Source organism: Streptomyces sp. DSM 120436, assembly GCF_055778765.1.
This window is the reverse complement of the sequence record NZ_JBSKBS010000002.1, coordinates 1,933,633-1,945,836: the sequence shown is the minus strand read 5'-3', so window position 1 is coordinate 1,945,836 and position 12,204 is coordinate 1,933,633. Positions and strand designations below refer to the sequence as shown.

8 protein-coding genes are annotated in these 12,204 nt (G+C 72.9%); 5 read left to right on the top strand and 3 right to left on the bottom strand.

Annotated features, from left to right (window positions below; genetic code table 11):
• The first annotated feature begins 15 nt into the window (after window positions 1-15).
• The gene (locus ACWH4W_RS30875) at window positions 16-1,230 is read left to right on the top strand and encodes an IS701 family transposase (protein WP_473079096.1); all 1,215 of its coding nucleotides are present in this window, start codon (window positions 16-18) and stop codon (window positions 1,228-1,230) included.
• Here the strand turns inward: ACWH4W_RS30875 and ACWH4W_RS30870 are convergent.
• The 3 genes from ACWH4W_RS30870 to ACWH4W_RS30860 all read right to left on the bottom strand — a co-directional run bounded on the left by ACWH4W_RS30870 (window position 1,218) and on the right by ACWH4W_RS30860 (window position 6,007).
• Window positions 1,218-3,140 (bottom strand): helix-turn-helix domain-containing protein, encoded by a 1,923-nt coding sequence (locus tag ACWH4W_RS30870; RefSeq protein ID WP_473079095.1) that lies wholly within the window; start codon window positions 3,138-3,140, stop codon window positions 1,218-1,220. The genes ACWH4W_RS30875 and ACWH4W_RS30870 overlap by 13 nt on opposite strands.
• 358 nt (window positions 3,141-3,498) lie before the next feature.
• Window positions 3,499-4,752, bottom strand: a complete 1,254-nt coding sequence (locus ACWH4W_RS30865) for an MFS transporter (protein WP_473079094.1) — start codon at window positions 4,750-4,752, stop codon at window positions 3,499-3,501.
• A 169-nt stretch (window positions 4,753-4,921) separates the two neighbouring features.
• Window positions 4,922-6,007, bottom strand: coding sequence for an alkene reductase (locus tag ACWH4W_RS30860; RefSeq protein ID WP_473079093.1), 1,086 nt, complete (start codon window positions 6,005-6,007; stop codon window positions 4,922-4,924).
• A gap of 134 nt (window positions 6,008-6,141) precedes the next feature.
• Here ACWH4W_RS30860 and ACWH4W_RS30855 point away from each other — a divergent pair, with 134 nt between their 5' ends.
• The 4 genes from ACWH4W_RS30855 (at window position 6,142) to ACWH4W_RS30840 (ending at window position 12,168) form a co-directional block, all read left to right on the top strand.
• Window positions 6,142-8,775, top strand: a complete 2,634-nt coding sequence (locus tag ACWH4W_RS30855) for an ATP-binding protein (RefSeq protein WP_473079092.1) — start codon at window positions 6,142-6,144, stop codon at window positions 8,773-8,775.
• A 105-nt stretch (window positions 8,776-8,880) separates the two neighbouring features.
• Window positions 8,881-9,864 (top strand): NADPH:quinone reductase, encoded by a 984-nt coding sequence (locus ACWH4W_RS30850; RefSeq protein WP_473079295.1) that lies wholly within the window; start codon window positions 8,881-8,883, stop codon window positions 9,862-9,864.
• A gap of 104 nt (window positions 9,865-9,968) precedes the next feature.
• Window positions 9,969-10,511 carry an SRPBCC family protein gene (locus ACWH4W_RS30845; protein ID WP_466207349.1) on the top strand — a complete coding sequence of 181 codons (543 nt, stop codon included), beginning with the start codon at window positions 9,969-9,971 and terminating at the stop codon, window positions 10,509-10,511.
• A gap of 88 nt (window positions 10,512-10,599) precedes the next feature.
• Window positions 10,600-12,168, top strand: a complete 1,569-nt coding sequence (locus ACWH4W_RS30840) for a class I adenylate-forming enzyme family protein (RefSeq protein ID WP_473079091.1) — start codon at window positions 10,600-10,602, stop codon at window positions 12,166-12,168.
• The last annotated feature ends 36 nt before the right edge of the window (window positions 12,169-12,204 follow it).

Here is a 12,204-nt window from a genome sequence, read left to right as displayed (position 1 = left end):
ATGGAGAGTCCGTTCATGAGTGTGGTCGCGCTGAGCCCTGACCAAGCACAGAGTCTGACCAGGCACGAGCCGTCATGCGCACCTCCGTGCAGCGTGTCGCTGCCGGAGATGTGTTCACTGCTGTTCGCCTCCCTGCCCCGCAGTGACCAACGCCGTAAGGGCATGGACTACATACGTGGTTTGCTGGAGGTGAGGGGACGCAAGTCGATACGCAACATCGCCGCGCTTGTCGGGGGACAGGCGACGGAGCAGAGTCTGCACCACTTCATCAGCGACTCGAGCTGGGACTGGGGCCCGGTGCGCCGGGCACTGGCCCGGTACACGGCGAGTGTGGTCCCGCCCCAGGCGTGGGCGGTGCGGCCCATGGTCATACCCAAGACCGGGCGGCACTCCGTCGGAGTGGAGCGGCGCTTCTTCCCGGAGCACGGGCAGGTGCTCAACGCCCAGCAGGCCGTGGGCGTATGGGCGGTCGGTGAGGAGGCGAGCGTGCCGGTCAACTGGCGGTTGCAGCTCTCCCCGGCCTGGTTGGCCGAGGACCGTCGGCGCCGCGCGTCCATACCGGACGACGCGTCGGCGGAGACCCTCGGTGAGTGCTCGCTCCGGGCCTTTCTGGAGACGACGGCCTGGCGACTGCCGTCCCGCCCCCTGGTGATGGACGCCCGCGGCGGTGACATCACCTCGACGGTGTCGCAACTCCTCGGCCGGGGCACGCAGATGATGCTCAGGGTGAACGACTCCCTGCGGCTGTCGGTGAGGGACCCCGCGCTGAAGGGCTTCGACACCACCCCCAGACCGGTGTACCAGATCATGAGCGCGAGCCGGGGCCTGCAGCGGCCGGTGGTGTGGCCGGGCGACGGCGCGGGGACGGTCAGGTGCTCCGGGCTCGTCACCGCCGTACGGGTGGCACTGCCCGCCCCTGCGGGCCGGCGGGCCGGCCGCGGGTACGGTGACCTGCTTCTGCTGGGACTGGGGAACAACGACCGGCGCCGGCCCCGGGAGGTGTGGCTGACCGACCTGACGTCGGTTCCGCCCGCGTTCCTGATGCGGTTACGGGGGATGATCTCCCGGGTCGACCAGGACCTCGCCCACGGAGCCGACCAGGTGGGGATCCGCGACTTCGCCGGACGCTCCTACCGCGGCTGGCACCGCCACGTCACCCTCGCGTCCGCCGCGCACGCCCTGGCGGCCCTGGGCGACGCCGACGACGCCGAACTGGGTTATGCGTCCTGAACCCCGGCCGACTCGTCGCGTTCCCGCAGCACACGCCGTATCCGGGACATGCGGAGCGCGAGCTGGATCTCCAGGGCGCGTTCGGGCTTCTGCCAGTCCGAGCCGATCAGCTCACCGATGCGCTCCAGCCGGCGGGCCACGGTGTTGGGGTGCACGTGGAGTTGCTCGGCCGCGTACGTGGGGCTGCCGCCGGTGTCGAAGTAGGCGTCCAGGGTGCGGATCAGTTCCGTCAGCCGCTGCTCGTCGTAGTCGAGCACGGCCCCTATGGTGCTCTGGATGAACCTGTCGGCGTCCACGTGGTCCGACAGCAGTAGCCCCAGGAACCCCAGCTGGTGAGTCGAGGCGGAGGTTCCTGCGGCGCCCAGGGCGGTCATCGCGTCGAGGCAGCGTGCCGCTTCCCGGAACCCGTGGAGGATCGCACCGGGGTCCGACACGGGTCCGGAACCGCTGACCGTCGGCGGACCGCCGGGCAGGGACGACAGCTCGTCGTGCACCGTCCGGGCGGCGGCGCCCGGGTCGGTGCCCGGCAGCAGCAGCACGATGTCGCTCTCGTGCGTCGTCTGGAGCCCGTTCAGACGGCGTGCGCAGGTCGATGCCCGGCTCACCGCGTGTGCCTGCGCGTCCCCTTCGACGCGGGCGATCACGACGACGTGCGGCTGATCGAGTCCGATGCCCAGCCGGCGGGCGCGCCGCTCCAGCTGATCCCGGGTGCGAGGCACACTGATCAGCAGGTCTTCGAGCAGTTCGTCCCGGCACTGCCCGTTCACAGGGCCTCGGCCTTCCTGCAGGGACAGCAGCACCGCGACGACGCGCGCCGCGTACCGCAGCAGTTCCTCGGCGCCGGCGGTCAGGGCCGGACCGGCCTGGACGTACAAGGCGCCCAGGTGGTGACTGCCGGCGAGGACCGGCACGGACCAGATGCCGTCCTGCAGAAGGACGGGGGCGGGATCCAGCAGGACACCGGTGGCCTTCTTGGCGCGAGCGAACGCCTCGCCGCGCCCGGACAGGTCACCGGCCGCGGCGATCGTCGTACCGTGCGGGCCGCACAACAGCACCGGAGCTCTCAGTCTGACGTGGCACTCCTCCACCAGCAGCTGCGGGGCACAACCGTCGAGCACCAGGGCGAGCAACGCCCCCTGGGCCTCGGTGAGCCCGCGTGCGCAGGCCAGGTCCGCCTCGGCGCGCGACAGCCGCTCCCGCAGGGCCGACATCTCCGCGAGTGTCTCGTCCAGGTACACGGCCCGTGACAGCGCCACACCGCCGATCTCGGCGAGCATGTTCGCCAGTGCTATCTCGTCCGCGGAGAAGTGGCGCACGCTGCGGTCCGCCACGTGCAGCGATCCGGCGAAGTCGGTGCCGCGGCTCAACGGCACGGCGAGCACGGCGTGCAGGCCCTCGGCGCCGATCCACCGGTCGAGCTCGGCGGCGTGCCGGAAACTTTCGTCCGTCAGGTAGTCGGAGGTCCACAGCGGCGCGCGGTGTGCCAGTACCGCGGCCGCGAGCCCGGCTCCCTCCGGTAGTCGCAGCCGCGTGTTGAGCATCGAGACGTGACCGTCGAGCGAGTGCAGCCGGAACGCCCCGTCGTCGTCGGTGGCGGGCAGGGTGACCCACGAGACGTCGGCGCCGAGCAGCAGCCGTGTCCGGCGGGTGATGATCTTGAGGGTGTCCTCGACCGTGTGCGGGCTCGCCAGATCGGAGGCGGTGTCGACGAGCGCGGCGAGGGCGGCGCTCTGCTGCTGACGACGCTCGAGCCGGGCCTGGATGCCCAGGGCCAGCCGTTTGACCCGTTCCACCGTGTGCAGGTCGGCGCCGGTCACGCCCTGTCTTCGTGCCTCCTCGACCACGGCTTCGAACCGGTTCGCCGTCCCCTCACCGGCCAGGAGGCCCAGCAGGGCCAGCACTGCCGCCACCGCTTCGTCCTTCGTCCCCGACACGAGGTCCTCCGGTGTCTCGATTCCCAATCGCTGGCAGTGACGGTGCACGAGGCCGAGTCGCACGGGCCGCAGCCCCACCGGTGCAGCGGGGGAACACCCGCGCGCATTGCGCGAGCCGCGCCCGCGAACCGAGAGCCACAGCCTCTCCCCCCGTGGTGGCCTGGGGGCCTGCGGACCGCCACGACGGCGGCCGAGCAGGCTCACGGCTCGCTTTCCCCCAGGAACCCCCTTTGGAAGTATGCCAGTTGACGCATGCAGTGAGATTCCGGGAAACGGGTGTGTGCCGTCACACCCGTGTGGTGTGACGGCACGCCCGGATCGGGGCCGCCGCCGGTCAGAGCGACAGGAGCGAGACGATGGCGGGGCCGAAGGCGGCGCCGAGGAGATAGGCGAGGTTGAACATACCGATGGCCGGGGGGCGTTGGGCGTCGGGGACGGCCGAGGTGGCGTGCACTGCGAACGCTCCCTGGCCCGAGGCCGCCGCGATCGACGTCAGGGCCTGGGCGGCCAGCAGGACCGCGGCGGAGGTGCCGACGGCCGCCAGCACCGCTCCCGCGAGGGCGAGCCCCACCAGCGCGGTGATCACGACCCGGCGTCCCGCCCGCGCCGCCGAGACCGCCACCACGAACCAGGACAGGGCGCCGCCCAGCAGCAGCGGCCACACCATGGCGACGCCGATCTCGCTGGTGGACCACGACGTGTGATCCTCCAGCCGCTCTGGAATCGCGTACATCATGCCGAAGTTGACCACCGCCAGGCACAGCGCGAGACCCGCCGCGACCAGGAAGCCCGGGGTGCGGACGAGGACGGCGGGGACGAAACCCCGCGGCCGTGCGCGCATCCGGGCCGCCAGCAGCCCCGCGGCGAGCACGGAGCAGACCCCGGCCGCCAGGGGCTGGTGCGGCACGAACACCAGCGCGGTGACCAGCGCGGTCAGCAGCACCGCGCCCAGCGGGTCGAACGGCTCCCGGGTGACCGGGGCGCCGCGCGCGCACCGGGCCACGGCGAACGGCACGGCCACGACGCTCAGCACGGGCAGCGCGAGGGTGGCCTGCCAGGACAGCAGGTCGTTGACGAGGGAACCGGCCAGCGGGGCCGTCGAACCCACCACGGCGAGCGAGGCGGTGACCAGTCCCATGGCGCGGGGCGAGCCGGCCAGGCTCATGGCCGTCGCCGTGAGGCCGGCCGTGCCGAGGCCCATCAGGGCGGTTCCCAGGGCGAGCACCGGCAGCACGGGGACGCCGGCCACCAGACCCGCCCCCAGCAGGACGAGCAGACCGCACGCGGTGAGGGCGGTGCGAGCCCCCCGGCGGTCCAGCAGCCCGGCCAGCAGCGGCGTTCCGACGGCTATGCCCCAGCCGAACGCGGTCACCGTCCAGGTGGCGGCGCCGGTCGAGACGTCGAGGTCCCGCGCGGCGTCGTCCAGGACCAGGGCGGGGCCCGCGATACCGAAGGACAGCGGGCCGGCCATGAGGGCCAGCCAGAGGGCCGCGGGTCCGTGGAACGGGCCGCGGATGTCGGTTGCGTGAGGTTTCCTGCCCGGCGCGGCGGGACCCTGGGCGTCGGACTCGGCGAGTGAGTTGCTCATCGGTGCTCCCTGAGCGGTCGGTCGTCGCTGGACCACCCTGGCCCGGTCCGGCGTGCAGCCCTTCGGGGGAGAAGGCGCCGGCCGGGCCAGGGAGCCGGGGATCGGGGCAGGAGGGAAGCGGGGCGGGGCGGGCGCCGGCCGGGAGCCCCGCTGCCGCCTGCCCGGGGGATCAGCCGTCCAGTGTCGGGTAGTCGGTGTAACCCCGGTGGTCGCCTCCGTAGAAGGTCTCCGGGTCGGGCGTGTTGTAGGGGCCGCCGGCCTTGATCCGCGCGGGCAGGTCGGGGTTGGCGAGCCACAGCGAGCCGATGCTCACCGCGTCGCACAGGCCCTCCGCGAGGACCGCCTCGGCGGCCTCGGGCGTCACCGCGGCCTCCTCGCCCGTGGCGTGCGGGTTGAGGATCAGGACGCCCGGCCACTCGCGCCGGATCAGCTTCGTGATGTCACGGCCGCCGAACTCCATCAGGTGGACGTAGGCCAGGCTGAGCGGCGCCAGGGCGCGGATCAGGGCCGCGTACAGCGTGGCGGAGTCGCTCTCCTCGATGCCGTTGGCCGTGTTGGCGGGGGAGAGGCGGATGCCGACCCGCTCGGGGCCGATCGCGTCGCTGACCGCCTGGGCGACCTCGACGGCGAAGCGGATGCGGTTGTCGACGCTGCCGCCGTAGGCGTCGGTGCGCAGGTTGGTGTTGTCGGCGAGGAACTGGTGGATCAGGTAGCCGTTGGCTCCGTGCAGTTCCACACCGTCGAACCCGGCGTCCATCGCGTACTTGGCGGCGGAGACGTGGTCCTCCACCGCCCGGGCGATGTCCTCCAGGTCCATGGCTTTGGGCGTGGGGTGGTCCAGCATGCCCTCCGGCGTGTACATCCGGCCGCCCGAGGCCACCGCGGAGGGGGCCAGCGGCAGCGCGCCGTCGGGGTAGAGGCTCGGGTGCCCGACACGGCCGGAGTGCATGATCTGCACGAAGATCCGGCCCTGCCGCTCGTGCACCGCGCCGGTCACCCGACGCCATGCCTCCACCTGCTCGGGCGTGTGCACGCCCGGTGTGTCGATGTACCCCTGCCCGATCACGCAGGGCTGCGTGCCCTCGGTGATGATGAGGCCCGCTCCGGCGCGCTGTCCGTAGTAGTCGGCCGCCAGCGGGGTCTGTACGCCGTCCCTGGCCCGGCTGCGCGTCATCGGCGCCATGACGAGCCGGTTGGGCAGCGTCAGCTTGCCCAGGGGCAGCGGTTCGAAGAAGTGGCTCACGATCTCCTCCATCAGGGAACCGGCTTGTTCCACACCGTAGGAAGAGGGGAGGTCAGGCCGAATCAGTAAGATTTCTGAAACCGGATACGTACGTCGGCACGGCTTGCCTACCGGTGGGCCGCATCACGGGGAGTGGGGGCACCTACGTGCTGTACGGCAGGTCCACCGAGATTGCGGCGCTCGAAGAACTGACCGTCCGGGCCCGCGAGGGACGCAGCGGCGCCCTGGTCCTGCGCGGTGAGGCGGGCATCGGGAAGACGGCTCTGCTCGACCGGGCGGCGCAGTCGGCGTCGGCGGCGGGCATGCGGGTCCTGCGGGTCACCGGGGTCGAGCCGGAGGCGGACCTGGCCTTCGGCGGGCTGGTGCAGCTGCTGTGGCCGGTGCAGGACCGGCTGGACGGGTTGCCCGAACCCCAGGCGGACGCCCTGCGGGCGGTCCTCGGGGCGGGCCGCACCCGCACGCGGGACAGGTTCCTGACCGGGCTGGCCGTGCTCACGCTCCTGGCGGACCTGGCCGAGCAGGGGCCGCTGCTGTGCCTGGTGGACGACGCCCAGTGGCTGGATCAGGCCACCTCCGACGCGCTCCTCTTCGCCGCCCGCCGGCTCGCCGCCGAGCAGGTGGCCATGGTGTTCGCCACCCGGGACGAGGGGTTCGCCGCCCCCGGGCTCGCCGAACTGCGCCCCTCCCGGCTGGACACCGGCGACGCGGTGAGTCTCCTCGCCGACCTGGGGCTGCCCCCCGCTTTCCGGGACCAGGTCATCGCCGAGTCCGCCGGGAACCCGCTGGCGCTCATCGAGTTCGGCGCCGCCCGCCGCGACGACCCCGGCAGCTTCACGCCCGTGACCGTCGCCGACCGGGTGTTGTCGTCGTACCGCACCCAGATCGCCGCGCTCCCCGAGAAGACGCGGCTGGCGCTGCTGTTCGCCGCGGCCGAGGGGCGGGGCGACCTGCCGCTGCAGATGAAGGCGGCCCGCACGCTCGGCGTGGGTCTGGAGGCCCTGGAGGACGCGGAGCGGGCGGGGCTGGTCCAGGTGACCGAGAGCACCGTCGTGTTCCGCCACCCGCTGATCGGGACCGCCGCCTACCAGGGAGCCGTACTGGCCCGGCGGATCGCCGTCCACCAGGCGCTGGCCGACGCCGCGGAGGACCCCGACTGCCGGGCCCGCCACCTGCCGCTGGCCACGACCTCACCCGACGACGAGGTCGCCTCCGAGCTGGTCGCCGCCGCCGAGCGGGCCGCCGACCGCAGCGCCTACGCCGCCGCCTCGCTCCTGCACCAGCAGGCCGCCCGGCTCACCCCCGACCGCCGCGCCCAGGTCCGCCGGCTCACCGACGCCGCGACCTGCGCACTCAACGCCGGCCACGTCGGTCAGGCCCGGGACCTGGCCGAGCAGGCCGAGCGGTCGACCCCGGAACCGGAGGACCTGGCCCGGCTCGCCCCCGTACGGGCCGCCGTGATGTTCGAGTCGGGGGACCAGCGCGAGGCCGCCCGCCTGCTGCTGCGGCGGACGCACGCGGCCGGTCCCGGCCTCGGGCCCGCCATGCTCCGCACCGGTGCCACGTACGGCTGGTTCGCCGGCGACGCGGACTCCGTGCGGGAGGCCGCCGAGCGGCTGGCGTCCCTCGGGGAGGCCGACCCGATGGTGGAGGGCATGGCCCACCTCGTCGACGACGACTACGCCCGCGGACTGCCCCTGCTGGAGCGCGCCGTCGCCGCCGGCCAGGGCGGCTCGGACGCGGCGCGCACGCGCGCCCTGCACAGTGCGATCCTGCTCGGCGACGATGCCACGGCCATGGAACTGGCCGCGGCCGAGGTGGTCCGCTGCCGCGCGCAGGGCCTCATCGGGGCCCTGCCCCAGGCCCTGCACCTGCTGGCGGAACGCCAGGTGCTGGCCGGGGCCCACCGGGACGCCGAGGCGTCGGTGGCCGAGGCCGTGGAGATCGCCCGCGACACCGGGCTGCGCGAGCGCGTCGCCTGGCTCAACGGCGTTCCCGCCCGGATCGCGGCGATCGAGGGCGACGAGCAGCGCTGCCGCGACCTCATGCGGGACGTCCCCGACGTCGGCCGGGTGGCCGGTGAGAGCGCCCTGAGCCTGCTGGAACTGGCGCGCGGCGACTACGAGGCGGCCCTCGGCCGCCTGGAGACCGCCGTCGGCCCGGGACCGCAGCGCCACATGGCGATGGCCATGGCCACCGTCGCCGATCAGGTGGAGGCCGCGGTACGGCTGGGGCAGTCCGAGCGGGCCGAGCGGCCGATGCGCGCCTTCGAGGACTGGGCGTGGGCCGGCCGGCAGCCGTGGGCGCTGGCGGTGGCCCACCGGTGCCGGGCGCTGGTCGACGGGCGCGAGGAGGACTACCGGGAGGCGGTCCGGCTGCACGGACGGGGCCGGCGGCCCTTCGAGCGGGCCCGCACGGCGCTGCTGTACGGGGAGTGGCTGCGCAGGGCCCGGCGCCGCAGCGAGGCCCGTGACACGCTCCGGTCCGCCCTGGAGGACTTCGAACGGCTGCGCGCCCTGCCCTGGGCGGAGCGCGCGCGTGCGGAGCTGCGGGCGGCGGGTGACGCGACGGCGAGCGCCAAGGCCGCCGCGGAGAACGTCCTCGACCGGCTGACCCCGCAGGAGCTGCAGGTGGTCCGGCTGGCGGCCGGCGGCAACAGCAGCCGGGAGATCGCCGCGCAGCTGTTCCTCAGCCGCAGGACCGTCGAGCACCATCTGTACAAGGCCTATCCCAAGCTGGGCGTCGGCTCCCGGCGGGAACTGGCCCGTCTCAACCTGGTCTGAACGGGGTGGATCTGACAGAGATGGTTCCGATCTGACAGATCCGCGACGGCGTCCGGGCCGCTCGCGGACGAGGCCGGGGCCTCTTTGCCAGAATCCCTGACCATGATGCGTGCTGCCTACATTGAACAGCTCGGATCTCCGGACGTCATCCGTTACGGTGATCAGCCCACGCCGGAACCGGGGCCGACCGACGTCCTGGTGGACGTCACGGCCGTCTCGGTCAACCACGTCGACACCTTCGTGCGCTCGGGCGCCTGGCGCACCCCGCTCACGTTCCCCTTCGTCATAGGCCGGGACCTCACCGGCACCGTCGCCGCGGTCGGCACCGGAGTCCACCGGTTCCGGCCCGGCGACCGGGTGTGGTGCAACAGCCTCGGCCACGACGGCCGTCAGGGGGCCGCCGCCGAGCGGGTGGTGGTGCCCGTCGACCGGCTGTACCGCCTGCCGGAGGGCGCCGACCCGTACGAGACCGTCGCGCTGGCCCATCCGGCCGCGACCGCCTACCTCGGCCTGTTCACCCACGGGCGGCTCCGCTGCGGCGAGACCGCCGTCGTGGTCGGCGCGGGCGGGAACGTCGGGAGCGCCCTGGTGGTGATGGCCGCCGCAGCGGGCGCCCGGGTCGTGGCCGTCGCCTCCGCGCGGGACGCCGGGTACTGCCGCGGACTCGGCGCCGACCACGTCATCGACTACCGGGACCCCGACGTGCCCGGGCGCATCCGCGCCGCCGCCCCGGCGGGCGCCGACCTCTACCTCGACGCCTCCGGCACCAACGACCTGGAGACCGCGGTGGACCTGCTCGCCGGGCGGGGGCGGATCGTACTGCTCGCCGGACTGCGCTCCCGGCCCGTGCTGCCGGTGGGGCCGCTGTACCTGAGGGACCGTTCGATCCACGGCTTCGCCATCTCGCACGCCACCGCCGGGGAGCTCGCCGAGGCCGCCAGCGCCGTCAACCGGCTGGTCGCCGACGGCCGTCTCCGGCCCCGGGCGATCGAGCGGCTGCACCTGAGCGACGCCGCCGAGGCCCACCGCCGGCTGGAGGAGGGAAAGGTGCACGGAAAACTCGTGCTGAGCGTCACCGGCAGGGCCTGATCCGGGCGGGGCGCGCGACGCCGGTGAAATGCGGGAATTCAGACCTGACAAATGAGAAAGCCGCTCTTTGACCGGCGTCGGGCAGCCTCGACAGAATTCTGCACATGACCCAGTCAATCATCGACACCTCGCCGCTCTTCGAGCTCAAGGCCGACATTCACATTTCCGCGACCCCGCTCGAGGTCTACTCCGTCGTCAGTGATCTGCCGCGCAGTGCCGAATGGAGCCCCGAATGCCGGGGCGGCACGTGGGTCTCCGGCGAACCGTCCACCGTCGGCGCCGTCTTCCGCGGCGAGAACCTCCGCAGCGAGGACGTCGTCGCCTGGGCGCCCCTGGTGCGCGGCGTCTGGCACACCGAGTGCCGCATCACCGCCGCCGAGCCCGGCCGCACCTTCCGGTGGATGATGCTCACCCACGCCCGCGAGGACCAGGAGAGCATCTGGGGCTTCGACATGGCGCCGGCCGAGGACGGCTGCGTGCTCACCCACCACTTCCGCATGGGCCGGGCCACCGCCGGCATCCACAAGATCGTCGCCGACCTCGACGAGGACGACCGCAAGCGCTTCGTGGCCGACTGGACCGCCAAGCTCGAGCAGGACCTCGACGCCACGCTGAAGCGCATCAAGGACGTCATCGAAAAGCGGTGACAATTCTCGCTGATCCGTACGGGAGCCTGAATTCAAACGGCCCGCCGCACGGCTGGGGAACAGTCACGGCGGATGAGAGGGTGGGCAGATGTTTCTCCAGCGCATCGGAAACAAGGGAATTCGGCTGGGCACGCTCTTCGAGCGGGCCGCGGCCCGGCACCCGGCGAATCCCGTGATTCTCGACCATGATCTCGACGTCGCTCCGGAGCGCGGGCGCCGCATGACGCTCACGGAGGTCGCCGACCTCGTCGACGACCTGGCCTCCCGGCTGTGGGCGGCCGGCGTCCGGCCCGGGGAGCGCGTGGTCGTCCACAAGACCAACGGGTTCGACATCACGCTCCTGGCCTGCTCCACGGCCAGGATCGGCGCCGTCCCGGTCCTGCTGTCCCCGAAGCTCGACGGCACCACCGTGTGCGAGCTGGTGCGCCGCGTGGACCGGCCCCACCTGGTGACCGACCAGGACAAGCTGGACCACCACCTGCCCGCCGAGATCTTCGGTCTGGCCCGGCAGGTGCTCCTGGCCTCCGGCGACCACGACGAGGCCGTCACGCTCGCCTCGCTGGCCGGCTCGGCCCGGGTCGCCCCGGTGACCATGCCCCCGGACCACCCGACGCTGGTCACCCACACCTCCGGCACCACCGGAACGCCCAAGCTGGCGGTGCACACCGGGCGCACCTTCCAGGCCCGTTACCGCCCCCAGGGCACCGTGGCCTCCCTGGTGGGCCGCAGCGAACCGGTGGCCATCCACGTGTCGTTCGTGCACTCGCGGATGTTCACCGCCATGCCCATCACGATCCTCCAGGGACACCCCATGATCATCCTCCGGGACGACGACCCGGAGGTCGTGGCCGAGGTGTTCCGCCAGGCCCCGCCGGGCCTGATAGAGGCGCACCCCAACACGTTCCTGCGCTGGGAGGTGCTGGTCGACGACCCGCGCCGGCCGCTGGCGAACGTGAAGTACTTCAGCAGCACCTTCGACGCGATCCACCCGCGCACCGTGCACCTGATGCTCAAGGCGTCACGGCGCGAGTCGCCGCAGTTCGTGCAGATGTACGGGCAGAGCGAGGTCGGCCCGATCGCCGGGCGCACCTACTCCAAGAAGCGCGGCGCGGACGCCGACGGCCGCTGCGTGGGCTCCCCGTTCCCCGGCATGACGGGCGTCCGGGTGGTCAGCCGGGACGGCAGGCGGCCCACCAAGTCCAACCCCGGCTACATCGAGGTGCGTTCCGACGGGCGGATCGTCACCTACCTCGGCGAGCACGAGCGCTGGGAGAAGCAGGCCGACGGCGAGTGGTGGCGCATGGGCGACCTCGGCTACCGCACCAAGTGGGGCTGCCTGCACCTGCTCGACCGGGAGGTCGACGAGATCGAGGGTATCGACAGCACCCTGGAGATCGAGGACACCCTCTTCGCCCGGATACCGGAGCTCGTCGAGGTCATCATCGTCCCGGACGAGGACGGCAGGCCCCTGCCCGTGGTGTGCACGCGAGACGACAAGCCGCTCGACCTGGCGGCCTGGAAGTCCGCGGTGGCCGGTCTGCCCGCGATGGCGGAGCCCGTGCAGTGGAAGCTCGACGACCTGCCGCAGACCGCCACCACCAAGATCAAGCGGCTGGAGCTGGCCCGGCTGCTGAAGGCGGAACGGACGGACGCGTAGGTCCCGGATCCCGCACCGCCGCCCCCTCGGGGCGCG